Origin of the sequence: Thermodesulfobacterium geofontis OPF15, assembly GCF_000215975.1 — a bacterium.
In the GTDB taxonomy this organism is placed as follows: Bacteria; Desulfobacterota; Thermodesulfobacteria; order Thermodesulfobacteriales; family Thermodesulfobacteriaceae; genus Thermodesulfobacterium; species Thermodesulfobacterium geofontis.
This window is the reverse complement of the sequence record NC_015682.1, coordinates 833280-856815: the sequence shown is the minus strand read 5'-3', so window position 1 is coordinate 856815 and position 23536 is coordinate 833280. Positions and strand designations below refer to the sequence as shown.

At 29.1% G+C, this 23536-nt stretch carries 29 protein-coding genes; 13 read left to right on the top strand and 16 right to left on the bottom strand.

The features are described from left to right. Window positions 1-19: 19 nt before the first annotated feature. Both TOPB45_RS04505 and TOPB45_RS04500 read left to right on the top strand, forming a co-directional pair. Window positions 20-853 carry a molybdate ABC transporter substrate-binding protein gene (locus TOPB45_RS04505; RefSeq protein ID WP_013909669.1) on the top strand — a complete coding sequence of 278 codons (834 nt, stop codon included), beginning with the start codon at window positions 20-22 and terminating at the stop codon, window positions 851-853. Next, window positions 850-1923 carry a M48 family metallopeptidase gene (locus TOPB45_RS04500; RefSeq protein ID WP_013909668.1) on the top strand — a complete coding sequence of 358 codons (1074 nt, stop codon included), beginning with the start codon at window positions 850-852 and terminating at the stop codon, window positions 1921-1923. The genes TOPB45_RS04505 and TOPB45_RS04500 overlap by 4 nt, the downstream gene beginning before the upstream one ends. Before the next feature lie 5 nt (window positions 1924-1928). On the opposite strand, the gene TOPB45_RS04495 is transcribed toward TOPB45_RS04500, so the two are convergent. From TOPB45_RS04495 to TOPB45_RS04485, 3 genes are all read right to left on the bottom strand, one after another. After that, on the bottom strand, window positions 1929-3863 hold the full coding sequence (locus tag TOPB45_RS04495; protein WP_013909667.1) for a transglutaminase family protein: 1935 nt from the start codon (window positions 3861-3863) through the stop codon (window positions 1929-1931). Further along, window positions 3856-4596, bottom strand: a complete 741-nt coding sequence (locus TOPB45_RS04490) for a DUF58 domain-containing protein (protein ID WP_081460676.1) — start codon at window positions 4594-4596, stop codon at window positions 3856-3858. The genes TOPB45_RS04495 and TOPB45_RS04490 overlap by 8 nt, the downstream gene beginning before the upstream one ends. Before the next feature lie 116 nt (window positions 4597-4712). Further along, entirely contained in the window at window positions 4713-5636 is a 924-nt protein-coding gene (locus tag TOPB45_RS04485; protein ID WP_013909665.1) for an AAA family ATPase, read from the bottom strand. A gap of 76 nt (window positions 5637-5712) precedes the next feature. On the opposite strand from TOPB45_RS04485, the gene TOPB45_RS04480 reads away from it, so the two are divergent. After that, window positions 5713-5940 (top strand): hypothetical protein, encoded by a 228-nt coding sequence (locus TOPB45_RS04480; RefSeq protein WP_013909664.1) that lies wholly within the window; start codon window positions 5713-5715, stop codon window positions 5938-5940. On the opposite strand, the gene TOPB45_RS04475 is transcribed toward TOPB45_RS04480, so the two are convergent. The 6 genes from TOPB45_RS04475 to TOPB45_RS08580 all read right to left on the bottom strand — a co-directional run bounded on the left by TOPB45_RS04475 (window position 5941) and on the right by TOPB45_RS08580 (window position 13382). Then, entirely contained in the window at window positions 5941-6594 is a 654-nt protein-coding gene (locus TOPB45_RS04475; protein ID WP_013909663.1) for an HAD family hydrolase, read from the bottom strand. A 129-nt stretch (window positions 6595-6723) separates the two neighbouring features. Then, on the bottom strand, window positions 6724-8064 hold the full coding sequence (locus TOPB45_RS04470; protein WP_013909662.1) for a hypothetical protein: 1341 nt from the start codon (window positions 8062-8064) through the stop codon (window positions 6724-6726). Window positions 8065-8147: 83 nt separating this feature from the next. Further along, window positions 8148-10481, bottom strand: coding sequence for an ATP-binding protein (locus tag TOPB45_RS04465; protein WP_013909661.1), 2334 nt, complete (start codon window positions 10479-10481; stop codon window positions 8148-8150). Next, window positions 10478-11545, bottom strand: a complete 1068-nt coding sequence (locus tag TOPB45_RS04460) for a metallophosphoesterase family protein (protein WP_013909660.1) — start codon at window positions 11543-11545, stop codon at window positions 10478-10480. The genes TOPB45_RS04465 and TOPB45_RS04460 overlap by 4 nt, the downstream gene beginning before the upstream one ends. 3 nt (window positions 11546-11548) lie before the next feature. After that, window positions 11549-12469 carry a YbgA family protein gene (locus TOPB45_RS04455; RefSeq protein ID WP_013909659.1) on the bottom strand — a complete coding sequence of 307 codons (921 nt, stop codon included), beginning with the start codon at window positions 12467-12469 and terminating at the stop codon, window positions 11549-11551. Next, window positions 12459-13382 carry a DUF1284 domain-containing protein gene (locus TOPB45_RS08580; protein ID WP_013909658.1) on the bottom strand — a complete coding sequence of 308 codons (924 nt, stop codon included), beginning with the start codon at window positions 13380-13382 and terminating at the stop codon, window positions 12459-12461. The genes TOPB45_RS04455 and TOPB45_RS08580 overlap by 11 nt, the downstream gene beginning before the upstream one ends. Before the next feature lie 168 nt (window positions 13383-13550). On the opposite strand from TOPB45_RS08580, the gene TOPB45_RS04445 reads away from it, so the two are divergent. The 7 genes from TOPB45_RS04445 to TOPB45_RS04415 are packed head-to-tail and all read left to right on the top strand — an operon-like array spanning window position 13551 to window position 17889. After that, window positions 13551-14444 (top strand): HDOD domain-containing protein, encoded by an 894-nt coding sequence (locus TOPB45_RS04445; RefSeq protein WP_013909657.1) that lies wholly within the window; start codon window positions 13551-13553, stop codon window positions 14442-14444. A gap of 44 nt (window positions 14445-14488) precedes the next feature. Beyond that, the gene (locus tag TOPB45_RS04440; RefSeq protein WP_013909656.1) at window positions 14489-14908 is read left to right on the top strand and encodes a PaaI family thioesterase; all 420 of its coding nucleotides are present in this window, start codon (window positions 14489-14491) and stop codon (window positions 14906-14908) included. Continuing rightward, on the top strand, window positions 14895-15488 hold the full coding sequence (locus TOPB45_RS04435; protein ID WP_041430334.1) for an ATP-dependent DNA ligase: 594 nt from the start codon (window positions 14895-14897) through the stop codon (window positions 15486-15488). Before TOPB45_RS04440 ends, TOPB45_RS04435 begins: the two co-directional genes overlap by 14 nt. A gap of 4 nt (window positions 15489-15492) precedes the next feature. Further along, window positions 15493-16005, top strand: a complete 513-nt coding sequence (locus tag TOPB45_RS04430; protein WP_013909654.1) for a hypothetical protein — start codon at window positions 15493-15495, stop codon at window positions 16003-16005. Window positions 16006-16027: 22 nt separating this feature from the next. After that, on the top strand, window positions 16028-16849 hold the full coding sequence (gene mtgA, locus TOPB45_RS04425; RefSeq protein ID WP_013909653.1) for a monofunctional biosynthetic peptidoglycan transglycosylase: 822 nt from the start codon (window positions 16028-16030) through the stop codon (window positions 16847-16849). 58 nt (window positions 16850-16907) lie between these two features. Further along, window positions 16908-17426 (top strand): flavin reductase family protein, encoded by a 519-nt coding sequence (locus tag TOPB45_RS04420; RefSeq protein WP_013909652.1) that lies wholly within the window; start codon window positions 16908-16910, stop codon window positions 17424-17426. 7 nt (window positions 17427-17433) lie between these two features. Then, entirely contained in the window at window positions 17434-17889 is a 456-nt protein-coding gene (locus tag TOPB45_RS04415) for a DUF488 domain-containing protein (RefSeq protein WP_013909651.1), read from the top strand. Here TOPB45_RS04415 and TOPB45_RS04410 read toward each other — a convergent pair. From TOPB45_RS04410 to TOPB45_RS04385, 6 genes are all read right to left on the bottom strand, one after another. Further along, on the bottom strand, window positions 17870-18247 hold the full coding sequence (locus TOPB45_RS04410; protein ID WP_013909650.1) for a CGGC domain-containing protein: 378 nt from the start codon (window positions 18245-18247) through the stop codon (window positions 17870-17872). The genes TOPB45_RS04415 and TOPB45_RS04410 overlap by 20 nt on opposite strands. Window positions 18248-18307: 60 nt before the next feature. Beyond that, window positions 18308-19126 (bottom strand): energy transducer TonB, encoded by an 819-nt coding sequence (locus tag TOPB45_RS08575; RefSeq protein WP_013909649.1) that lies wholly within the window; start codon window positions 19124-19126, stop codon window positions 18308-18310. Then, window positions 19123-19503: an ExbD/TolR family protein gene (locus TOPB45_RS04400; RefSeq protein WP_013909648.1), complete on the bottom strand. Its 381-nt coding sequence runs from the start codon at window positions 19501-19503 to the stop codon at window positions 19123-19125. The genes TOPB45_RS08575 and TOPB45_RS04400 overlap by 4 nt, the downstream gene beginning before the upstream one ends. Continuing rightward, complete coding sequence (gene exbB, locus TOPB45_RS04395; RefSeq protein ID WP_013909647.1) at window positions 19484-19918, bottom strand: TonB-system energizer ExbB; 435 nt, start codon at window positions 19916-19918, stop codon at window positions 19484-19486. The genes TOPB45_RS04400 and exbB overlap by 20 nt, the downstream gene beginning before the upstream one ends. A 120-nt stretch (window positions 19919-20038) precedes the next feature. After that, a complete protein-coding gene (locus TOPB45_RS04390) occupies window positions 20039-21262 on the bottom strand; it encodes a 2,3-bisphosphoglycerate-independent phosphoglycerate mutase (protein WP_013909646.1) in 1224 nt (407 codons plus the stop codon). A gap of 15 nt (window positions 21263-21277) precedes the next feature. Next, the gene (locus TOPB45_RS04385; protein ID WP_041430333.1) at window positions 21278-21766 is read right to left on the bottom strand and encodes a hypothetical protein; all 489 of its coding nucleotides are present in this window, start codon (window positions 21764-21766) and stop codon (window positions 21278-21280) included. Between the two features lie 182 nt (window positions 21767-21948). Between TOPB45_RS04385 and TOPB45_RS04380 the strand changes: the two genes are divergently transcribed. The 3 genes from TOPB45_RS04380 (at window position 21949) to TOPB45_RS09240 (ending at window position 23199) form a co-directional block, all read left to right on the top strand. After that, on the top strand, window positions 21949-22470 hold the full coding sequence (locus TOPB45_RS04380; RefSeq protein WP_013909644.1) for a helix-turn-helix domain-containing protein: 522 nt from the start codon (window positions 21949-21951) through the stop codon (window positions 22468-22470). Window positions 22471-22619: 149 nt separating this feature from the next. Continuing rightward, window positions 22620-23009, top strand: a complete 390-nt coding sequence (locus TOPB45_RS09200) for a prepilin-type N-terminal cleavage/methylation domain-containing protein (protein WP_013909643.1) — start codon at window positions 22620-22622, stop codon at window positions 23007-23009. Between the two features lie 49 nt (window positions 23010-23058). Next, window positions 23059-23199 (top strand): prepilin-type N-terminal cleavage/methylation domain-containing protein, encoded by a 141-nt coding sequence (locus tag TOPB45_RS09240; protein ID WP_081460675.1) that lies wholly within the window; start codon window positions 23059-23061, stop codon window positions 23197-23199. On the opposite strand, the gene TOPB45_RS04370 is transcribed toward TOPB45_RS09240, so the two are convergent. Beyond that, window positions 23153-23527 (bottom strand): prepilin-type N-terminal cleavage/methylation domain-containing protein, encoded by a 375-nt coding sequence (locus TOPB45_RS04370; RefSeq protein ID WP_013909642.1) that lies wholly within the window; start codon window positions 23525-23527, stop codon window positions 23153-23155. The genes TOPB45_RS09240 and TOPB45_RS04370 overlap by 47 nt on opposite strands. Window positions 23528-23536 lie beyond the last annotated feature (9 nt).

Genomic DNA, 23536 nt, shown 5'->3' with positions numbered 1-23536 from the left:
ATTTAAAGAGGACATAAAAATGAGTTCAGAACTTCCTGAAATTCCTATAAATTATAGAGAGGATTTGCATAATTTAGAGTATCTTAATGATGCAGATCTTATTTTATTTATGGCAGGTAATCAATTTATGGTGATGGAAGAACTTCTTTCAGCTTTTCAAAAAAGATATCCTGAGATAAAAAAGATTTTTTATGAAACTCTTCCACCTGGACTTGAGCTTAGACAAATTCTTGCTGGAGGAGCCCGTTTTGGAAATATGGAAATAAGAGTTACTCCTGATATTTATACTGCAGTTAGCAATGAGGCAATGCAAGAACTTTTAAAAAGGGGATTGATTAAAGAATATTTTGTCTATCTTCATAATAGAATTGTATTAATGGTCCGAAAAGGTAATCCATTAGGAATAAAAGATGTAAAGGATCTTGCCAGAGATGAGGTGAGAATTTCTCAACCTGGTCCTCTCGAGGATATAACCCGTTATATTATAGAAATGTATAAAAAAGCTGGTGGGGAAGAGTTTGTTCATAGAATTATGGAAGAAAAAAGAGCTGAAGGAACAACTATTTTTACTTTGGTTCATCATAGAGAAACACCTTTAAGAATTGTTAAAGATACTGCTGATGTAGGTCCAGTTTGGGCAACTGAAGTAATATATGCTAAAAATCAAGGATTACCCGTTGATATGGTTGAGGTTGGAGAAGAATTTGATCAAAGAGATAAGGTAAATTACTACATTACTATTCTTAATAATGCCCCTCATCCAGAAAATGCTAAAAAATTTTTAGAATTTATTAAATCTTCGGAAGCCCAAGAAATTTATGCTAAATATGGATTTGTTCCTCACAAAAGATGAGAAAAAAAATAAAGATAATTAATTTAATTATTTTTATTCTAACAATCTTAATTTCTGGATGTGCACCTTCTATAAAAGAAATTCCACAAATTCCAAAAGAAGTAATAGAAGCAGAAAGACTTAAGCAAAGAAAAATAGCCCTTTTTACTTATTTTGAAAGAAAAGAAAGACTTAATAATATCTGGTATAATCTTATAACTGGATCAGCTCCGCTTTGTAAAAAAACTGTAAGACCGGTTTATGGATTTGAAATACATAACAAAGAAATGTATAAAGAGGAAGATATAAAAATATTAACAGAAAAATTTGTTTTAAATGACAAACCAACTGTATGGTATGTACATCAAAATTCTCCTGCTTTCAAAGCTGGTTTAAAAGTAAATGACAAGATTTTAAAAATAAATGATAAAGAGATAAAAGATATTCGATCTGCAAAAGAAATTATGAAAAATTCTAAAAATTTAAAATTACTTATAGAAAGAAATGGAGAAACAATTGAGCTAAATATGGATTCTGTCGAGGGTTGTGATTATGAGGTTGAACTTGTTTTTCATGAATCTATAAATGCTTGGGCTGCACCAGAAGGAAAAGTTTATGTTACTACTGGATTAATGAGATTTATTCAATCAGATGAAGAACTTGCTTTAGTATTAGGTCATGAGCTTGCTCATCATGTTATGGGACATATTACTAAAAAAATGGGAAATGTTATTTTAGGCTCTCTTATAGATATTTTAATTGCAGTAACCACAGGAGTTGATACACAAGGAACATTTCAACAATTGGGAGCTCTTGTTTATTCTAAAGAATTTGAAAAAGAAGCAGATTATGTAGGAACTTATATTGCTGCAAGAGGAGGATATAATATAGATAATGCTGTAGATATTTGGAGACGTATGGCAGTAGAATTCCCCAGTGCAATAAGTGATGTTTTCCTTGCCACCCATCCTAGCTCCCCTGAAAGATTTCTTCTTATTGAAAAAACTGTAAAAGAAATTGGAGAAAAGAAATTAAAAGGAGAACCCTTACTCCCCTCTTCAGAATATTTCAAAGAAAAAAAGAATGAATAAAATTTTTAAGAGGAATTTTTTATCTCATTGAGAATCTTTCTTAATTTATTAAGTTTTTCTTTATTAAAAGGCTTATCCTTATAATAGCTTTCCTCAAAGATTTTAACAAAATTTAAGGCATAAGCTTTCATTTTATCCTCTTTTATCTTTAAAACAAATTCCTCAAGACCCTCTGTTTCATTTTTTTTATAGCCCTTAGTTTCTAAAATTTTTAAAAACTCTCTAATTAATTTTTCTTCATCTTTTAGTTTTTTAAAAAACCTTAAATTTTTAGCTAAAATAAATCCTACAAAACCTGTTATCAAAATAAAACCTAAAAATAAAAGTAAGAGTTTTTTATTAATTTCAGGCTTTGGTATTTTAGTAAGGTTTGAGATACTTCTAAGCAGAGCTACTTGCTTTTTAAAATCGTAATTTAAGACAAAATTTATGTAATAATAATTGATAGTTTCCAATATAAGCCTGAGTTTAGAAAAGGTATTCTTTTCTTTTAAGGGAGCACTTAAGGACGGAGTAGGATCATATCTTACCCAACCTTTGTCTTTTATAAAGGCTTCAACCCATACATGTGCATCGCTTTCTCTAACCAAATAATATCCACCTATTTCATTATAAATACCGCCTTTATATCCGGCAATAAGTCTTGCTGGTATGCCATTTAATCTTAATAAAATAGCCATAGAAGAGGCAAAATATTCACAATTACCATATTTATATTTAAACAAAAAATCCTCTAAAGGATTTGCTGAAATAGGAAGATCTTTAAGAGAGTATCTATAATTTCCATATTTTAAAAATTTAAGGATTTTAATTGCAGTCTCTTCATCATTTTTACCTTTAAGAGATAAAGCAAGATTTTGCATTTTTGAAGAAATATTTTGAGGAATTTGTAAATAAATTTCTTTATTAATATCTTTTTCAGGAATTACTTCGGTTAAAATTGAGATTACTTTATATCTTATTCTTGAAAAAATAGGATTAGGCAAATTAAAAGTAAAATCGCTTAATTGAGAAGGTCTCGTAAAGCCATACTGATAATCAATACTATAAGGTTTATCTAAACCAAATAAATATCTATCTCCATAAGGCTCTAAATAAATTACCTGAACTACTGGTAATCCTTTTAAAATTATTTCATTCTGAATTTTTTTAGGTTTAATAGATATCCAAGTTTTTCCATCAAAAAAATTAAGAGTAATTCCTCTCCAATATAAAAGCTCATCTTTTAATTTTTTTGTTTTTGCCCTGAAAATTACACTATTATTTTCTTGAATTTCAAATACTTCTCCCAATCTTACATTTTCTGAAAAACCTGTTTTAGCCTTAGCGGATTTATCTAATAATCCAAAAATAGGGAAATCTGCTCTCGGTAAAATAATGAAAAAGAATGCTGTAAAGGGTATAGCTAAAAGTGGTATAAAACTTGTTTTTAAAAATATTTTTACCAGCACCTTTTCTGATAAACTAATTTCTCTATCTTGAGAAGAGTAAGTCAAAAGGATTATGGAAATGTTTAAAATAAGGATATAAAGAAATAAATAAACTAAGAAAATGATATCAAAGGAAATTAAAGTACTTCCTGCAAGAATAAGTACAGAAATAAGATAAATCTGCATATAATCTCTAAACTTTTTTTCTTCAAGAAATTTGAGAGAAAGTAAAAAAAGTAAAACTTCAAGAGAACGATAAAGAATTGTTTCTAAGCTTACATCATAAAACTTAAGGACTACCAATAAAATAGCAGATATATTAATAAATGCCCTCTTTATATGAATTTTTTGATATTCCAGATAAATGGATACTAAAAAGAGAAGGAAAGAAAAGAAATAAAAAGAAAAAGAAATTTTCCCAAAAAGAATAACAAAAGAAAGAAATCCTGTAGAATAAGTAAATATTTTAACCGCGCTTTCTACTTTATAAATTTTTTCTTCTTTATTCATATAAAGCAAGTTCAGTAAGAAGAGCTATCTTATGGTTATAAGAAAGGCTTGGTTTATAAAATTTATCTTTTATTTTTAATCCTATAGGTACTCCCTTTTTCATCATCTCAAGTATTAAATAGGTTATACAACTTAATTTTAGCTCTTTTTCAGGAAGATTTATTTTTTCAAAATCTATTATCATAGGTTGGTTTTTAAATTCTGAAAATTCTTTTACTTTCAGCTTGTCTGTTTTAGCGGTTGCCTTCCAGTGAATGTATTTTACAGGTGTTCCTTCTATATAATCTTTAATAGATAAAAGATCTCCTTCCCAGCCTGATTTGTTTGTTTCCATTTCTCCTTTATTTTTTCTATCTTGGTAAAAAAGGAACTCACAAATTTTAGGCTCTGGAAAAACTGTAAAAGAAAAGATTTTATTAATTTTTTTCCATCTTATAAAAAAATTAAAGGGAAAAACAGAGGCAATATAAATTTCCTTAAAAGTTTGAATTCCCCTTTTGTTAGGTTTTATTTTTAAGATAGAATTTGCTTCCCTTTCAAAATAGGGAAATAGATAGGAAATATCAAAATCCTTTATTAATATCCTTATTAAAAAAGCAGGAAAAAATTTTTTCTTATTTATAATTTTTACATTTATAAAAGCCTCCTTATTAGCATAAATTTCCTCTGGAAAGGATATTTCTACATCCAAAGCTTCTACATTTCTTTTTCCAAAAACCCCTGCAAGTAGCATAAAACTTAGGAAAGCCGAAGTAATTAAATAAAGAAGGTTATTTCCTGTATTTACAGAAGCAACCCCAAGAGCTAAGGTAACAACAATATACAGCCAACCTGCTTTAGTTAGTTTAATTAAACTGGTGTTTTTATACTTTCTAATAAAGATCTTATTATCTCCCTTTTGTTTCCTTCGTATTCTTCTTTAAATATAACTCTATGAGTTATAACAAATTCTGCAAGTTCTTTTATATCTTCTGGAATTACATAATCTCTTTTATTAAGATAAGCATTTGCTTTAGCAGTAGCAACTATTGCAAGTGCACCTCTTGTAGAAAGCCCTGCATAAAGATACTCATTCTTTCTTGTTGCCTCAATAATATCCAAAATGTAATCAATAATTTTATCAGAGAGATAAACCTCTTTTACTTCTTTTTGTATAGAAATAAGTTCCTCCTTAGAAAGAAAAGGTTTAATCTCATGTAGCTCTTCTCTTTTACTTCCCCCTTTTAAAATTTCCTTTTCTGCAAATCTGGGAGGATATCCTATAGATATTTTCATAATAAATCTATCAAGCTGAGCTTCAGGAAGAGGAAAAGTTCCATAAAGCTCTATCGGATTTTGAGTAGCAATAACAAAAAAGGGCTGAGGAAGTTTATAGGTTCTTCCTTCTACTGTAACTTGTTTTTCTCCCATAGCTTCCAAAAGGGCACTTTGTGTTTTTGGAGTAGCTCTATTTATTTCATCTACAAGAACAATATTATTAAAAATCGGTCCTTTATGAAATTCAAATTCTCCAGTATTTTTATTATAAATAGATATCCCTGTAATATCAGAAGGAAGAAGGTCAGAAGTTGCTTGAATTCTTGCAAAATCAAGCCCAAAGCATCTTGCAAGAGCAATAGCAAGGGTTGTTTTACCTATACCAGGAAGATCTTCAATAAGAAGGTGTCCATCTGCCAAAAGAGCAATAATAGAAAGCTTTAAGGCCTTAGCTTTTCCATGTAAATAATGAGATAGAGAATTTAATATTTTGTCTATATCTAATTTAAAATCCATACAATTTATTTTAATTCTTCTTTTCGGATTTTAAATTGATGATATATAAATAAAAACCTAAAGGAGGAGGATAAAAATGGGAGAAATGAAAAAGGAAATTAAGCTTTATTTTGATCGGGATTCTTTATCAGCTTTATTGAACCAAATTTCAATGGATATGAAAAGTGGATATATGAGTATCGGTGACTTAAAAATTGAAGCTCCCAGTGATGTGGAAGTTGAAATTGAATACAAAGAAAAAGAAGAAGCTGATGGAAAAATTAAATGTATTATGGAATGGGAATTGAAATGGTATAAAAAATAATTAATAATTTAGGAACTTTAAAATTTCTTCTAAATTATTCATTACAGGTATTCTCAATTCAACTTTATGTTGATTCCTATTCATTAAAAACGCATTTATACCGATCTCTTTCGGATTTAAATAATCAAAAATCAGGTGATCCCCTATATGAATAACTTCTTCAGGTTTAACTTTAAGAAGTTCGCAGATCTTTCCATAAAATTCTTTCGATTTTTTCACCTCTTTAAAATCTGATGTTGCAGAAAATATATGATGAAAATGATGTAAAATAGGCTTTAATTGAAATAAAATAAAATCTTTTTCTGCGTTAGAACAAATTATAATTTTATAGTATTTTTTAAGTAATTTTATAATTGGCTCAACATCTTCATAAATTTTTACCTTGTGTTTATATTTATTAAACAATTCTTCTTTTGTTGTATCAAGATCAAATCGTTTTATCCAGTAATCCAGATAATACCATTCTATTCTATGATCTCCTACTTCATTATAAGCTTGAGTTACTATTTGATAAGCCTCATCAAAACTTATTTTATGTTTTTGAGCATAAAGAGAGGGTATACCTTCGAGCCATACTGCATCAACAAATCCAGTTGGCACAAGAGTTCCATCTACATCAAAAGAAATTACCTTTACCTTTGGAATTTTTATCATAAAATAAATTATAATTCAAATTAAAGGGATTTAAATATGATCTGTCACAAATTCAGACTTCTGTTGTTCTTGCAAATAAAGACTGGTTTCAACTTAAAGAAAAAGCCCAAAAATAATTTTAAAATTTATCTATTCTGTTTCTTTCAGTGTTTCAAGATATTGAGTTTTTAATGGTTCTGGAAAAAGTTTGGCAATTTCTTTAGCTTGAACAAAACCTTCTTGTGTTTTTAAGCAAGAAATTAAAGCTTTTTCTAATCCTTCAATTTTTTTAGGTTCCGGTAAAACATCAATTATTCTCTTAACTTCAAAAATCCATCCGTTTTCAGCACACTTTACCAAAACCTTTTCCAATCCCTCAATTCTTTTTAATTCCAAAAAATAGGCTATTATTCTTTTAGCTTTATAAATCCATCCTCCCTCCACACACCTTATTAATATTTTTTCTAATTCCTCTATTGTTAACTTTCTTCCCATTAATTTTGCTACCCTTTCTGCTTCATCAATCCATCCATTTTCTACACATTTTTTTAACATATTTTCTAATTCCTCTATAGAGAGTCCTCTTTGAAGTAATTTTGACATTTCTTCTGCTTCAAAAATCCATCCCTCTTTAACACATTTTTCCAAAATTTTCTCTAATTTATTAGTCCTTTCAGGTTCTGGGAACATTTCAGCTATTTCTTTTGCTTTACAAATCCACCCCTCATCAATACATTTTTCTAATATCATCTCTAAACCTTTTGTTCTATTAGGCTCTGGAAGAAGTTGAGCAGTTTGTTTCGCTTGCAAAATCCATCCCTTATTAATACACCTTATAAGTATTTTCTCCAAACCTTCTGTTCTATTAGGTTCTGGAAGAAGTTCTACAACTTTTCTTATTTTTGGAATAGAATCCCCTTCAAAACATTTCGCTAATGCCTTTTCTAACCATTCGGTTGTTAATAAAATTTTTTCCAACCAATTCCTTTTTTTATCCTCAGGAAGAAGTTCTGCAATTTCTTTTAATTCAGAAGCCCAAGCCTCTTCAACACTTTTTCTAACTATTTTTTCAATCCATTCCTGCTGGGTCAAAATCCTTTCCAATAATTCTATTCTTTTAAATTCTGGAAGAAGTTCTATTATTCTTCTAACCTTAGGAATCCATCCTTCCTCAATACATTTTATCAACATTCTTTCTAAATCTTCTACAGTTAACTCCTTATGAAGCATATTTGCTAATCTTTCTGCCTCATCAATTAATCCCATTCCTATACATCTTTCGCATATTTTTTCTAAACCTTCTTTCTTTTTTGAATCTGGAAGCATTTCTAATATCATTTTAGCTTTATAAAGTAACCCATCTTCGACACACTTATTAAATATTTTTTCTAACATCTCAATTCTTTCAGACTCTTCTAAAAAACTTGTTCCTTTAAGTGCTTTTTTAATCCATCCCATTTCTAATAAAACTTCAATTAATTCTTTGTTCATCTTTATCCCTCTTTATTTTTAGCTATATCTTAGATAAAAATTTACCAAGATAAAATTTATATACAAGTTAAGTTGAGAAGACTTTAAAGCTGAGCTAATACTTCCTGAATTTCAATATATTTGATAGTTCCCTTTTTAATTTCTTCATCTAAAATTTCCTTTACTTCTCCTTTTGCAGAAAAATAAATGATTTGCCATCCCAATTTGGAAATCTTCTTTAACATTTCAATTTGTTTTCTTAATCTATATGGATCAGACTTTATAAAAGGATCATCCAAAATAAAAAAACCTTTATTTTCTTTTAAAAGCTTTTCCCCAAGAGCAAGACGAATAGAAAAATATAACTGATCATAAGCACCACCTGATAATTTTTCAGGCTCCAATAAAGTGCCTTCCTTAAGCTTAACCTTAATTTTTTTTGTTTCTTCATCAAAAATGACCTCTTCATACTTTCCTTCTGTAATCTCAGCAAAATATTTAGATATATCACTATCTCTTCCAAAAAGTTCAGAAATTTTTTGAATTTCTTCATTTTCTATTTCTTCAAGAATTTTTTTAACTTCTAACACAATAGCTCGTCTATTTTCATTATCTTCTACAAATTCTTTTAACCTTTCTTTAAGCTTTTTTAAGTCTACTAAAGTATTGCAATACAAATATTCATCAAAATTTAAAACTTTATTAACTTCTTTCTCTATTTCTTTCATTTTTTCTTTAAAATTTTCTAATTTATTAATCAATTCTTTCGCTTTTTCTTCAAGCTCTCTTTTTTTGTTTTTTAAAGCTTCTTCCTCAGTTTCATTGTATTTTACACTTACTTCTTTATCTGCATATTTTTCAAGTTTTTTTATTTCCTCTTCCCAATATACAATATTATCTTCTAATTTCTTAAACTTTTCTCCAAAATGAGTCCTCAATATACTTTTTTCTTCTCCTATAAAATTTTCAAGCTCTTTTTTCAATTTAAGTTTTTCTTGATATTTTTCTAAAGTCTCATCCTTTGATCTCTTTTTTATTTCTTCAATATTTTCTTTTGCTTTTTGAATCTTTTTCTCTATTTCTAGAATTTTTATTTCTTTCAAATTTTTTATTTCCTCATCAATTTTTCTTTTTTCTATTTCCAATTCTCTAAGTTTTTCGCTTATTTTTTTATAATCTTCTTCAATTTTCTTCAGATTAATAAATATTTTCTCTATATTCTCTGCTCCCATACCCAATTCTAAAAAGGAAAATCTAATTTTTTCGAATTTTTCTGCAAGTTGGGCTTTGTTTTTAATAAATTGAAACTTAAAAAATCCTGAAATTAATGCTATAATCAAAAAATTAAAAATCAAAACATAAAACAATAATGATGGATTAAAAACAATTCCAATCAAAGCTATAACTAATAAAACTATGGAAAATATTCCTAAATAGGTAAAGAATTTATCTTTCACTTTTTGTTGGACAATTTTTTCACTTTCGTATCGGTAATTTATCAGCTCAGGTAAGATCTGACTATTTATTTTCTTCTTTTTTTCTTCAAAAATCCTAAAATCTCTTTCTATTGCATTCAATTCTTCATTTATCTCTTTTTGTTCAATCTCTTTTTCTTTAAGTTTCTTTAATTCATCCTCTTTTTGAGATATATATTCCTTTATTACCTTTTCACAATCTTTCCATAATTCCCAATCCTTATCATTGTAATTTTCTAAATCCTTTAATTTTTCAAGAGATTCTTTCAATTTCTCAAGTGCTTTTTTCCCAATCTCATATTTTTCTCTTTTCCTTGCAATTTCTAAAATTTCAAGTTTTTTATCAATTTTTTCTATCTCCTCTTTTAACTTTATTAAATCTTTTTCTAATTGATCAAATCTGTTTTCTTGAATTTTATTTTCCAATTGCAGGATTTTTTCTAACAACTCTCGTGCCTCTTTTAATTTTGATTTCAATTTTTCAGGTTTATCATCTTTGAACTCACCGCTTGGTGTTAAGTTACCTATTTCAAGCAACTTATTTTTTATTTTGTAAATTTCATTAGTTCTTAAACCTGTAAGTCTACCAGTTATATTGGTATAAAATTCGCTTTCCTTAGAAATTGAGAGGTCACTGTTTCTTATTATAAAAATGTTACGAAATTCTTGAGAAGTCAAATTGGTAAATTGGAGTAAATTAGACTTTTTCTTTTTTTCTGGAAATTTAATTTCTTTACCATTTGAATCTTTTATAATTACGTATCCTTCTGGTTTTTCTTCTATTCTGTTTATATTTTCAAAATTTTTAATATCCTCTCCTATCAATAATTTGATAAGTGCCTCTATGGTAAGTGTTTTTCCTTCTTCATTTTTTCCCCAAATTAAATTAAAATTATCCAATAAGATTGGTTTTTTAATTTTTAAAGGACCGTAGCGATTTATTAAGAATTCTTTTATTTTCACAATTCTGCCTCTAACATTGCCCTTATTAAAATTTCACACATTTGTTTCTTTTTTTCTTCTTCATAAGGAAGCTTTTCAAGCTTTTTTATAAATTTTATAAAAAGGCCTTTTTCAAAAATTTTATAAAGATCTTTAAATTCTATTTTAAGTTCTTCAACTAAATATTTATTCTTAACAAATCTTTTTATTTCTTCTGTGAGTTCTAATTCATTTTTTTTAATTTTTCTACTATTAATGTATCCTTTAATGGTTAAAATAATTTTTGCCTGATGATGAACATTTACAAGGCTTTCGTTTATTATTTCTAAAGGGTCCCTTTCTAAAAATGGATCAAGTTTTATAGTTATTTCTTCAAAATGGGGTGTATCAAGAGAGTATTCCTTAGGTGATTCCCCAATTTCAAAAAGATTAACCTTTCTTCTTCCAATTTCTTTTTTTGTTATTGAAATAGGAGAACCTGGATAAATAAAATACCCTCCATTTTCTAATTGCCAAACTTCAAATCTTGAATGAAAATGCCCAGCAAGTACATATTTAATATTTAATTCATTAAAATAAGAAAGTTTTACTGGCATATATCTTTCTTCTCCTTCTTTTCCAAAATCTTTTCTTGAAAAAGATGCATCCAGTAACTCTCCATGATAAAGCAAAATGTTGATCTTATTTGAAGCTAATTTATTAGTTAATGAATTAAGCTTAGCCAAAACTTTTTCCCCTTCTATAGGTTCAAAGGGCAATCCCCATATTACTACATTTTTGTATTCAAAAGGTTCATTGAGATTATTTAAAAGGATTACATCTTCTCCAAAATAAAAACCACTTTCATACGCTTCTTTATCGTGATTTCCTGGAAGTAATAGAATTTTAAAATTATTATCTGAAAAAATTTCTCTTATCTTAGATCGCAAAAGCTCAGCTTTAAACTCTTTATCAAAGAGATCTCCACATATTACGAAAAGATCAACTTTTTCTTTCTTTGCAATATCAATCAATTTTTGAAGTGTTTTCCAACGTTCATCTCCATATTCTTTTAAATGAAGATCTGCTGTGTGAAGTATTTTCATATTTTAAATATCAAGTAATAATTCTCTTGGATATGGCTCAAAATAGCTTTGAAAAAGTAAATAATCTTTTTCAAAACGAATAGCCCAGCTTTTTAATAATTCAAGTAGAGTAATTAGTTCTACAAGCCCTTTCTCAAACTTTTTTAGTAATTCCAAAAAATGTCTTTTTTCTTTAAGAGTAAGTCCTTTAGAAAGGTGTCCAAAAATATGTTGCAAAGTGTTAATATGCCTTTGCACATTGGTCTTTCTCTGAAAGGCTTTATAAAAATATTCTTTATAAAGCAACAATTTTTCTTGAAAAGAATTAGGAGAGGCTACAATTTGTCCCAGTTTTTTAAGAATTGATTGATTATAACTCATAAGAAGATATTTATATCGGGTATGAAAGCTAACTAATTTAGAAGGGCTGGGATCTTGGAGTAGCTCTCTTAATTCAGCAAAAGCAAAAATACGGATCAAAAAATGATCTCTAATTTTGAAATCTTTTAAACGCCCCTCATCTTCTAATGGTAAATGAGGGAAGTTTTTTTCTACAAGCCTTGCAAAAAATCCGCTTGTTTTTCCAATAACTTTATCATTTTGATAAAGCTTAGTAGATTTAACTCCGCAAGAGGGTGATTTAGCTTTAAGTAAAAAACCATCTACTTCTTTAAACTCAGTTAAAGCAGACTCACAAACCTTTATCATATCTTCTGTTAAATCTCTTCCAGTTTCTGGTTGTATAAGTCTTTCTGTAGCTTTTATTTTAACAATTAAAATTCGGGGGCGAGGAATTCCTAATCCTAAAACCACTTCTGGACAAAAAGTAATAGGCTCAATGTAGTTTTTTAATTTATCTACAAAAGGATCTGATATAATTCCTCCGTCATAACGAACTGGTTCAAAAAAGCATCTACTAATTAATATTTTGGGTTTAGGATGCATAACCCAAAAGCATTTTTAAATGATCTATTCTTCTCTGAATATCTTCTCTATCAACAAAAAGTTTGGTAACCATTCCTGGGAAGAGATCATGCTGAAGAGCAAGCAAAAGCTGTTTTCCATAACCTCTCTGAAAACATATAAAATCAACTTCCTCATAGGTTAATATCATGCCTCTACTTAAAGCAAGTGCTTCTGAGAATCCATAAGCAATAGCTCCTTCTGTTACATAATTATCCACATTATAAATCACTGACATTATATAGGTATTTTCTGGACTTTTATAAATTAGATCTGGCTCAAATCCCATTATCCTTTCAAATTCATCTCTTTTTATAATCCAAGAAGGTGAATATAAATGTAATTGATAATACATGCTTAAAAAAGGTACTTTGTCTTCAATTTGATCAAAATGTAAATTGGCATAAGGTTTAAGTAAAGATACTGAGTCTTTAACCTCTGGAAAACTTTTCCTAACCTTAAGAAATAGAGATAGTATTTTTTTATCTGGAGAAAGAACTTCTTGAAATAAATCCTGAAAAATTTGATGAGTTTCACATACTTTTAGCCAATCACAATCGTAACAATATCTTTCATACCATTGAGAAAATACTTCAGGAAGTTTATTTTTTATTTCTTCCCATTTAACTATTTCACCTTCTTTTATCTTCAACAATTCTAATGCAACTTTATCTTGCTCCCTTATTTTTTCTTCAGCTCCTTCTTTATACTGACATTTATCATCTTTAAGATAAGGACAGCTTTTACAAACATCATCAAAATCTTCTACAACTTTTATATTTTCTTTTTCCATTTTACTTAGAATTTTTTCTAAATTTTTTATAAATACCTCATCGTATCCTTCTCCTTTAAAAAAATTTAAACATATAAGATGATGCCCTCTTAAATTGAGCATCTTATCCCCTCCTCTTATGCTTAAATTTAATAATTTTATATTATAATTATACCTAAAACTTATTTAAGAATAATCTACATAGCAGTATTATTAAAATTTTTAAAAAAATAGCCGATAAATTCAAATACAAATAAAATTTTGAACATAAATTTAAATGTGTAAATATAAATGAACAACATTTTTAATAGTTCTCAGCAAAATTTAGAAAATTTACAAAGAAAACTAAAACATTTTGAAAAATTTGAACTAAATAAAATTTTTATCCCTTCTGAAGAGGTAATAAAATTACTTTCAACCATTAATATTGAAGAGACAACTTTTGAAGAAATAGCAAGGTTAGTAGAAAAAGACAAAAATCTTTGTATAAGAATTTTAAAGATTGCCAATTCTCCTGTTTTTGGTTTTTCTGGTAGAATAACTTCAATAGAACAAGCTTTGCTTTTATTAGGAGTAAAGGTTTTAAGGGCAGTTATCCTCACACTTCCTGTATTAAGGAAAAGTAGGCAATTTATTCCTCATCTTGAGGATCATTCTTTTAAAGTAGGAACTGGGGCAAGGATCCTTGCTGAAATAAGTGAACTTAAAAATATTTCTGAAGTTGCTACTGCAGGAATAGTGCATGACCTTGGTAAAACAGTTATTGCGGAATTTCTTGTAAGAGAAGGAGAGTTTGGAAAGAAAATACTGAAGTATTTATATATTGATAAAAAAGGAAAGGCAGGGCTACAAAAAGAACGCGAAATCCTTGGAACTGATCATGTAGAAATAGGAGAAAAACTTGCAAAGACATGGTCATTTCCTGAAAGGCTTATTAAACTTATAAGCTCTCATCATAATCCGGTAACAAGTGAAAACAATGGTATAGAAACAAAATGCATATATATTGCCAATCTTCTTTCCTATTTTAACTCTCCTGAAGAATTTGATAAAAGAAAACCGGAAATCCTCCCAGAAGAAGATTTAGAAATATTAAATCTTTTTGAAATTTCCTCTTCAGAAATGAAAAGAATAATAGAAGATATAAATAAAGAGTGGTTAACACTTAAGGAACTTTTTCTTTAATTAATTTAATTGACAAAAATCTAATTTATAATTAATTAGATAATATGGAAAAAGAAGAAACATTACGAATTGACAATTACTGTTTTGTTTGCGGTAAAGAAAATCCTAAAGGTTTAAAAGCAAAATTTATTTCTTCTAATGGGAAAGCAAAAGCAGAAATGATCCTTTATAAAGAATACCAAGGTTATAGTGGAATTATTCATGGAGGTATTATTGCAGCACTTCTTGATGAGGCTTGTGCTTATGCAGGTATTTCTTTAGGATATTATACTGTTACTGCGGAGATTAAAATAAGGTATAGAAAAACTTTAAAAGTAGGAGAAAAAATTATAATAGAGGCATTTGCAGAACAAATAAAATCAAAATTAATTCAAGCAAAAGCTCAAATAAAAGATTCCAAAGATACTATAATAGCTGAAGCAGAAGGGAAACTTATAATTAAGGAAAAAATTGAAAAATCTTAAAGATATGGAGATCTCTCCTATCTTTCCTATGCAACCTATTCCTTATTTTGGGGAAGAATTGGAAGGTGAGTGGATTTTTGAACCTAAAATAGATGGATGGAGAATGCAAATAATAAAATATAAAGACGAAAGAGTTGAATTTTGGGGAAGAAGATTAGAAAAAAATCCTAATTGGACAAAAAACCTTTCCTATTTAATTCCTTATTTAAAAGAAATTCCCCCAGGAACATTACTTGATAGCGAACTTTATTCTACGAAAGGAAGAAGGGGTATCCCCTCTGTAATGACAAGAACAAATTTGGCAAAACCTATAATTTACGTATTTGACATAGTGTTTTTAAATGGTGTTTTTATTGGAGATAAACCATTAAGAGAAAGAAAATTGCTTTTAAGGGAATTAATATTGAAACCGCCTTTTTATTTTTTAGAATATAAACCTTTAGAAGATTGGGAAATTGCTTTAAGAGAAACTCTAAAAATGGGGTTTGAAGGTATAGTAATTAAAAATCTTGATTCTCCTTATCTAATTTCTAAATCTGCTCCCATAGCAACTCATCATTGGAGAAAAATAAAAGGATAAGAAAATGATAGGAAGATTTCAAGTAATGGCAACTTTACAAGCTGCAAGAGCATATGTTTTAGGTTATTCTTTAGAGGAAGCAAAAAGTTTTGGTTTAAATAGAGCTATTTTCTACGCTGCAGCAAAAAGGGGATTTAAATCCATGAAAGGAGTAAGAGGAGAAATAAAGCTTCCTAAATGGAAGCTTATTCACAAGTTTCCAAAAGAAGAAATTGAAAAAATAGAAAAGAATATTTTTGTAGAAAGATTAGGAGATGAGATGGCTTACTGTGTAAAATTAGGAGATAGAAAGTATTTCTTAATAGGAGATGATTTACAAACTCCTGAGGATTTTAAAAAACAAATTGAAGATAGATTTAAAGGGAAATTTGAAGAAGCTTGGAAAGAGGCAATAGAAATCGTAAAAAGTTATGATAAAGGGGTTTTACTTTCACAAAGATATTTTTATGAAGCTGTATATAAACCTCGTAGAGATGAACTCGCTGAAAAGTGGTCACAATTAGCAAAATCTCCTTAGTTAAATTTGTTAAGGCTCAAAAATGAAAATTTTAAAAACCTTAATTGCTATTTTATTTTTGATTATTTTTCTGTACACCTTTATCTATCCTATGTTAATCCCTATTTCCTATTTAAAAAAAGAAAACCCGAAAATGACAGCTATGATGAAATATCGTTTAAAGCAATGGGAAAGGGAAGGAAAAAAAGTAAAAATTAAACAAATTTGGGTTCCTTTAAATAAAATTTCTCCTTATTTAAAAAAGGCAGTGCTTATTGCAGAAGATGACAAATTTTATTATCATGAAGGATTTGATCTTGATGCCATTATGCTTGCTGTAGAAAAAAACATAAAAGCAGGAAAGCTAAAATATGGAGGAAGCACTATTTCTCAACAACTTGCTAAAAATCTATTTTTAAACCCCTCAAAAAATCCAATAAGAAAAATTCAAGAAGCTATAATTACTTTTCGCTTAGAAAAAACTCTCCCTAAAAATCGCATTCTTGAATTGTATCTTAATGTTGCTGAATGGGGAGAAGGCATTTTTGGAATTGAAGCTGCAAGTAGGCATTATTTTGGTAAACCATCTTTAGAACTTAATCCTTGGGAATCTGCTCTTTTAGCTGCAGTTTTACCTAATCCAATAAAATATAATCCTTTAAACCCGAGCTCCTATGTTCAAAAAAGAGCTAAACTTATTTATTTTATAATGAAAAAGAGAGGAATAATCAAAGAAGAATATAAAGAGGTAACAGAAGAAGCTGAACCCCAACCCTCCGAAGAAAATAAAACTGAAGAAATATCTCCACAAGAGCAAATTTTTCAAGAAAATAAAACTCTTTCTGAAAATCAGACTACTCTATAAAAATAAAAAATTTAATGTTAATATTTAAAAAATTCTAAAAATTCCTAAAGGAGGGGTTATGAAATTTTATAGAACTTTGCATCCAAGACCTGTTGTCATTATAGGTAGCGGAAAGGTAAAAAATAATGAAATTAATTTTATGGCTTGTTCTTGGATAACCCCTATTGCAGAAGATATACCAGCATTAGGTTTTGCTTGTGATAAAGAGCATTTTACCCACAAACTTATTCAGAAATACAAGGAATTTTCTGTAAATATAACAGAAGATATTGATCTTATATGGAAAGTAGGTACCACAAGCGGAGAAAATGTTAATAAAGTTGAAGTCTTTGATATAAAAATTAAACCAGGTAAAGTTTTAAATGTTCCTTTAATTGAGAATGCCCTTGCCAATCTTGAATGTAAGGTAATAAAAGAGATTGAAGTAGGTGAAGTTATGTTTTATATAGGGGAAGTTAAACATTGGGAGGCTTCAGATTTTGATGAATATGGATATAAGGAATTTTGGAGGCTTCCTCTTCATAAAGGTGGTAAGGCTTTTACCTTTTCTTCAAAAAAACTTTATTTTCCAAAATAAATTTTAAATGATTATTTATACTCTTGGAACTTCTAATAGAAGTGAGGAAGAGTTTCTTGAAATTTTAAAATTTTATCAAATTAAAGCTATAGCTGATGTAAGAAGATGGCCAACCTCTCAAAGATTTCCTCATTTTAAAAAAGAAAATTTAATAAAAATTTTATTTGAAAATAGTATTTCCTATTATCATCTGGAAGACCTTGGAGGCTACAGAATAGAAAATTATGAGAATTATATGAAGACTTCTAATTTTAAAAGTGCTTTAGAAAAATTAATAGAAATTGCTAAAAATGATTTAACCTGTATTATATGTGCAGAAAAGTTCCCCTGGAGGTGTCACAGAAGATTTATAGCAAAAGCATTAGAAGAAAAGGAAATTGAAGTTTTACATATTATCGAAAAAGGTAAAATCTGGAAACCAAAAACTATTTCAATTCCTTTAATTAGCTTCCAAAAACAGTAGGTGGGGCATAAGGATGGGTTCCTTCAACAACCTCTACCCCTGCTTTTTCCTTAATAGCAGCTATAAGGTCATCCTTTCTTTTACAGAATTTCATAATACATGTTCCTACATGAACTACATCCGGTTTTTCATTTAATGCAGCTAACTGAAGTTTTAAAAGGGCTAAACTACAAACAACTCTATTTGCATTTCCTTCACATCCTCCGCAATCAACAATTCCAATAATATGAGCATCATCATTTTTATATCTCTCAAATTCACCCTCTTTACGCATAAAAGCAACAAAACACTTTGCATCACCTGGGCACAAATTTTGACTACTAATCATATTACATTTAACTAGTACAATTTTTTTCATAAAACACCTCCTTCTTTAAAATTCAAAGGTTTTTAGTTTATATTACCTAATTTTACTCAATTAGTCAATATTTGAAGTATGAAGTTTATAGGAGATGGGAATTTTTATTTTTACATCAAGCGGAGGCTGAGGAAAATATTTTGAAACTTTTTTAATTGTATCTATAGCATTTTCATCAAGCACCTTGTATCCTGAAGATTTTTCTATAGTTAAAAAACTAATTTTACCGTCTTTTGTAAGAACAAAAGATATTAAAACCTTTCCTTCCCAACCCATCTTACGAGCAATATAAGGATAGGTAATATTATTTTGAATAATCTGAGAAATAAAAGAAAGTTTCTCTATCAAAAACTTCTCCCTAAGCTTCTCTAACTCACCCAAATTCCCCTTTCCTCCTAAATCCCCCTTTCCTCCATCGCTACCTTCAACATTTCTATTATCAGACCCTCCTACATAACCACTTCCACCACCTTTAATCATACTAATATTTTTAATCCCCTTTTCTCTTTCAGATCCTCCCTCATCAACTCCTTTATTTGCTATTTCTTTTACTTCATTTATCTCTTTTACTTCTTTTATTTCCCTATTTTCAGAAAAAGAACTCTCTTTAACTTCTTTAGCAGGGCTTTTAAACTCTTCAGGAGGATAAGAAATAGCTTTTGGTTGAGCTTTTGCTTGTAATCTTTTCTCTAATTTTGTATCAAGTCCTTTCTCAACTTTAGAAGTTCCCTCTGAAAGCTTAGCAAGATTTATTAAAGACAAATCTATCTCAACATATTTTGCTGAAGATTCACAATTTAACCTAAATAAAACTATAAAACTTAAAATAAAAAAGAAATGAATAAAAAAAGAAATAAAAAATTCTTTTAGCTTAATCATCTTATAAGCTCTGTCTTTATAGTTGCTTTCTTAAAATCATACTTTTTTAATATATCAAGCACAGATATTAAACTTTGGACCTTGGCAGATTTGTCAGCAAAGATGGAAATCTGAGAATCTCTATCTATGCTTTTAATAACACTTTCCAGCTCTTCAAGCCCTATTTTTTTATTTTCAAAAAAAATCTCCCCATCTTTATTAATAGTTATTTGAAAACTTCTTATATTTTCAGATTCGGCATATTTAGCTGAAGGAAGCTTAACAGGGATACTTCCTTGAACAATAAATGTAGCAGTAACAAGAACAATAGTTAAAAGAACAAGCATTATATCAACAAGAGGAATTACATTAATATAATTAAATTCCTTTTCTTCCATTCTTTACTTCCCAAAGGGCAATTTTTTCTTTTACCCTTCTTAAAAGATAATTATAAAGAGCAACAGAAGGAATAGCTACAAAAAGCCCTACTGCAGTAGCTTTAAGAGCAAGAGCAAGCCCTACCATTATCTTTTTACTATCAATTAGTCCTTCTTGTCCTATGGTATAGAAGGTAAGCATAATTCCAAGAACAGTTCCGAGAAGTCCAATATAAGGAGCATTAGCCCCAATAGTTGCAATAATATAAAGCCCCTTTGTTAAATCTGCTTCTAATTCCTTAGGACTTGAAAACTTAAGAACATCAACCTTTTTATAATACCCTATTCTTTCTATAGCTATAGCAATAGAAACAACACTAAGAAATAAAAGAAATCCTATAATTCCATAGTCAATTATAAGTTTTAAATATTCCATATTTTTTCACCTATTTTTACAAAAATATTAAAATTGTAGCATTTTTAGAACTAATTAATACAAAATAAACTTTTGTCAAGAACCTTTTTTGTCTATCTACCACTTCCGAAGTGGTAGAGTTTAGGCTCCGTATTTTTTTAGTTTTCCTGCATGAGCTAAAAGAAGAGGCATAAGTTTATAAGCATAAAATATTCCAAGCTCTCCTTTAAGGGCTTCTCTTTCTGTAAATCTTTCTGAAGTCCCTCCAAGCACATAAGGAGAGTAAATAAGAACTGGAACTGAATGCCAAGAATGAGCTTTTAAAATACAAGGTGTTGAGTGATCCCCAGTTATGCAAAGAACTGAGGGATTAAGAGCTAAAATTTCAGGTAAAAACCTATCAAATTCCTCTATTATTTTTGTTTTTAATTCAAAATTCCCGTCTTCTCCTGCTGAATCAGTTTTTTTAATATGTAAAAAGAAAAAGTCAAAATTTTGCCATTCCCTTTTTAAAGTTTCTATTTCATCTTTAATAGTTTCTCCTTCAAAATTAATTATTTTCATTCCCACAAGGCTTGCAAGACCCTTATACATTGGATAGGTAGCAATACAACAAGCTTTTAATCCAAATTTTTCTTCAAAGGTTTCAAGATCAGGTCTAACTGAAAAACCTCTTAATAAGGCATAATTTGCTTTAGGCTCATTTTTTAATAGTTCTGCTACTTTTTGAGAAAAGGTTTCTGCAATTCTTGAAACTTTTTCAGCTATTTCTCCTTTTCCTTCAGGTTTTAAAGGTGGTTTCCAAATAGTTTGAGGATCTGTATCATTTATAGTTTCTACTTCAGAAGATACTTTATAGGGAAATCTAAAAACTACTACAAATCTATGTTCTCTGCCGGATTGAAGAATTACTTGAGCATCTTCTATTTTTGAAATATGAGAGGAAAGATAATTTATAAGCCTTTTATTTTCTTCTGTAGGAATTCTTCCTGCTCTTCTATCTACTACAATAGGGATTCCATTTTCATATTTAACTGTGGCAAAATTTCCCCTTATAGCTACATCTGTTTCTTTAAGCTCAATCCCCACTCCCAAAGCTTCAAGCACTCCTCTTCCTATGTTTATTTTTAGAGGATCGTATCCAAAAATACCAAGATGCCCTGGACCACTTCCTGGAGTAATTCCATAATCAACAGGGATATGAAGCCCAAGGGCTGATTTTTTAGCTAAAAAATCTAAATTAGGAGTTTTAGCAGATTCAAGAGGGGTTTTGCCATTTTTAAGAGGAAGATCACCTATTCCATCAAGGACAATTAAAAGAATTTTAGAATCACTTTTTTTAAGAAGGCTTTTTAAGATATCCATTAGAGCACCCTTTAGTTAGAAAATTTTTTTATCTTTCCAAAGTTCTTCCAGTTTTTCTGTTTCTTCGTCCTTTCTCCTTATTTCCTCTTCCCAATCAATTTGTTTTTCAAATTGCTTTACTTCATGTTTAAGAAGCCTTTCTTTAAAATCAGGATGGGAAAGATAAGGAAGAGCTGCTTTTAAAAAATTTTCTTTTATATTTGAATATATGGTTGAAACTGAATCTTCAGGAACAAAGTGCCTCTCCTTTCTATAGCGATAATAAACTTTTCCATCAGTTTTTTCTAAAAATTTCTGATAATAATCGGAATTAGAAAAATCTTTTTCAGAGGGAGTAATTCCAATTTGAGCAAGAAATCCAACTAACCATCTATCCCCAGCAATTTTTCTTGAATAATTCCAGATTTCTAAAATTAAACCATTTTCTAAAGGTATTTTTTCTACCATTATACCCTCCCAAAGTGGTTTATGTGTCTTTGATGGTGGCAACCATTTATAAGCCATAGCCTTTTGAAATTAGTTTAAATTACAATCCAAATTATGCAACCACAAACACTACCACTTCGGAAGTGGTAATTTTCTACCACTTCCGAAGTGGTAGGAGGGTTAAAGTTTTGGAAAATTTTGCCGATATTAAATAAATAAAATTAGTATATGGGTTTAGTATGTAAAAATTTGGTTTTTTTATGCAAAGAGAAATTTTAAAGAAATTTGAAAGAAAAAGAAATAAGATAAGAGTAATTTTAAGGGTAAGGAAAGTAAATTATCAGGGAAAGGAAGAAGAGCTAATTGAATCTATTGGAAATCAGAAATTAAGAGAGGCTATTCTTTTTAGATGGAAGGTCATTAGTTTTCATGAAAAATATGGAACTAAATTAACCATGAATACCTTTAAGATTTCAAAGGCTACTATTTATAGATGGAAAAAGAGATGGAAAGAAAGTGGAGGAGATTTAGAAGCTTTAATTCCTAAAATCTTTTTGGTAAAAAGGAAGAAAAAATGGCATCCTGAGATAATAAATTTCATTTTGGAATATAGAAAAGCCCATCCCCATGTTGGAAAAGATATCCTTAAAACCCTTTGTGATAGGTTTTGTAAAGAAAAAAATTTAAATCCTCCTTCTGCTTCAACCATTGGAAGAATTATAAGGTATTTAAAGGAAAGAGGGCAATTAGAGGAAAATACTTTAAAAGTCTTAAATTGTTGAACTTGAATACTTGACTTTTTAATAAATTTAATGGTAAAATAAATTTTACCTAATTAAAAATGAATGAAAAGGGGGTGATAAATAGGGAAAATGAGAGATGGGAAAAGGTAACAAAATTTAATAAAATTAATAAAAAGGAGGTGTAATTTATGAGAAAAAAAGGATTTACTTTAGTTGAGTTAATGGTTGTTATCGCTATCATTGCCATCTTAGCAGCTATCGCCTTAACAGCTTATAGGTCTTATATTAGAAAAGCTCAAGCAAAAGAACTTATGACCTTCGCAAGGGCATGTGTACAAGAAGCAATGGCTCAATGTGCATCAGATCCTGGTGCTGATACTAGTAAACTTGATTCATGTAAAGATGTTACTAACCCAACTCGATATATTTCTTCCATAAGTTTCGACCCCAAACCAACATGTAATGATCTTAGTACAACTGTAAAAGGAACATTAACTGATAACACAAATTGGCAGGTAACATGTAATTATAATTCAACTACACAAGATGTAGTTTGTACACCACCAACAAGACAGTAAGAAGTTAATAATACTCTATAAAAACGGGGCTTTTGCCCCGTTTTTATTTATGCATAAACGTAAATCTGGACTTACCCTCATTGAGTTAATTATAGTTATAGCTATCCTTGCTATCCTTGCTGGAATGGTTAAAAATGTAAAATCTATTCACAATTTACACTTCCTGCTTCAAAACTTGTGCTTTCGGTAGTAAGAATACAAGTGCTTCCAGATATTATGCCCGTCCCAGAACAGGTGCACTGATATATCTCTTCACTTAGTTGATTTACACTACAACTTTGTGTATAACGGGAAATTCTACTTGTGCAATTGGTAAAATTAGGACTCCCACCTGTTAAGGCAATTCTTGCTAATTCTGCTGAAACACAGGTTATGCAGTTTCTTGTGTCTGTTTGTAGAGCTGAACGAGCTGCCTTTCTTACATACCCTCTATAAACTGAAACAACAATTGCTGCCATTATAGCCATAACAGCAAGTGCAATCATAAGCTCTGTAAGGGTAAAGGCTTTCTTTTTCATAAGCTCTCT

Coding starts and splice junctions, on each gene's coding strand:
- TOPB45_RS04505 (WP_013909669.1), top strand. CDS start 20: ATGAGTTCAGAACTTCCTGAAATTCCTATAAATTATAGAGAGGATTTG.
- TOPB45_RS04500 (WP_013909668.1), top strand. CDS start 850: ATGAGAAAAAAAATAAAGATAATTAATTTAATTATTTTTATTCTAACA.
- TOPB45_RS04495 (WP_013909667.1), bottom strand. CDS start 3,863: ATGAATAAAGAAGAAAAAATTTATAAAGTAGAAAGCGCGGTTAAAATA.
- TOPB45_RS04490 (WP_081460676.1), bottom strand. CDS start 4,596: ATGCTACTTGCAGGGGTTTTTGGAAAAAGAAATGTAGAAGCTTTGGAT.
- TOPB45_RS04485 (WP_013909665.1), bottom strand. CDS start 5,636: ATGGATTTTAAATTAGATATAGACAAAATATTAAATTCTCTATCTCAT.
- TOPB45_RS04480 (WP_013909664.1), top strand. CDS start 5,713: ATGGGAGAAATGAAAAAGGAAATTAAGCTTTATTTTGATCGGGATTCT.
- TOPB45_RS04475 (WP_013909663.1), bottom strand. CDS start 6,594: ATGATAAAAATTCCAAAGGTAAAGGTAATTTCTTTTGATGTAGATGGA.
- TOPB45_RS04470 (WP_013909662.1), bottom strand. CDS start 8,064: ATGAACAAAGAATTAATTGAAGTTTTATTAGAAATGGGATGGATTAAA.
- TOPB45_RS04460 (WP_013909660.1), bottom strand. CDS start 11,545: ATGAAAATACTTCACACAGCAGATCTTCATTTAAAAGAATATGGAGAT.
- TOPB45_RS04455 (WP_013909659.1), bottom strand. CDS start 12,469: ATGCATCCTAAACCCAAAATATTAATTAGTAGATGCTTTTTTGAACCA.
- TOPB45_RS08580 (WP_013909658.1), bottom strand. CDS start 13,382: ATGCTCAATTTAAGAGGGCATCATCTTATATGTTTAAATTTTTTTAAA.
- TOPB45_RS04445 (WP_013909657.1), top strand. CDS start 13,551: ATGAACAACATTTTTAATAGTTCTCAGCAAAATTTAGAAAATTTACAA.
- TOPB45_RS04440 (WP_013909656.1), top strand. CDS start 14,489: ATGGAAAAAGAAGAAACATTACGAATTGACAATTACTGTTTTGTTTGC.
- TOPB45_RS04430 (WP_013909654.1), top strand. CDS start 15,493: ATGATAGGAAGATTTCAAGTAATGGCAACTTTACAAGCTGCAAGAGCA.
- mtgA (WP_013909653.1), top strand. CDS start 16,028: ATGAAAATTTTAAAAACCTTAATTGCTATTTTATTTTTGATTATTTTT.
- TOPB45_RS04420 (WP_013909652.1), top strand. CDS start 16,908: ATGAAATTTTATAGAACTTTGCATCCAAGACCTGTTGTCATTATAGGT.
- TOPB45_RS04415 (WP_013909651.1), top strand. CDS start 17,434: ATGATTATTTATACTCTTGGAACTTCTAATAGAAGTGAGGAAGAGTTT.
- TOPB45_RS04410 (WP_013909650.1), bottom strand. CDS start 18,247: ATGAAAAAAATTGTACTAGTTAAATGTAATATGATTAGTAGTCAAAAT.
- TOPB45_RS08575 (WP_013909649.1), bottom strand. CDS start 19,126: ATGATTAAGCTAAAAGAATTTTTTATTTCTTTTTTTATTCATTTCTTT.
- TOPB45_RS04400 (WP_013909648.1), bottom strand. CDS start 19,503: ATGGAAGAAAAGGAATTTAATTATATTAATGTAATTCCTCTTGTTGAT.
- exbB (WP_013909647.1), bottom strand. CDS start 19,918: ATGGAATATTTAAAACTTATAATTGACTATGGAATTATAGGATTTCTT.
- TOPB45_RS04390 (WP_013909646.1), bottom strand. CDS start 21,262: ATGGATATCTTAAAAAGCCTTCTTAAAAAAAGTGATTCTAAAATTCTT.
- TOPB45_RS04385 (WP_041430333.1), bottom strand. CDS start 21,766: ATGGCTTATAAATGGTTGCCACCATCAAAGACACATAAACCACTTTGG.
- TOPB45_RS04380 (WP_013909644.1), top strand. CDS start 21,949: ATGCAAAGAGAAATTTTAAAGAAATTTGAAAGAAAAAGAAATAAGATA.
- TOPB45_RS09200 (WP_013909643.1), top strand. CDS start 22,620: ATGAGAAAAAAAGGATTTACTTTAGTTGAGTTAATGGTTGTTATCGCT.
- TOPB45_RS09240 (WP_081460675.1), top strand. CDS start 23,059: ATGCATAAACGTAAATCTGGACTTACCCTCATTGAGTTAATTATAGTT.
- TOPB45_RS04370 (WP_013909642.1), bottom strand. CDS start 23,527: ATGAAAAAGAAAGCCTTTACCCTTACAGAGCTTATGATTGCACTTGCT.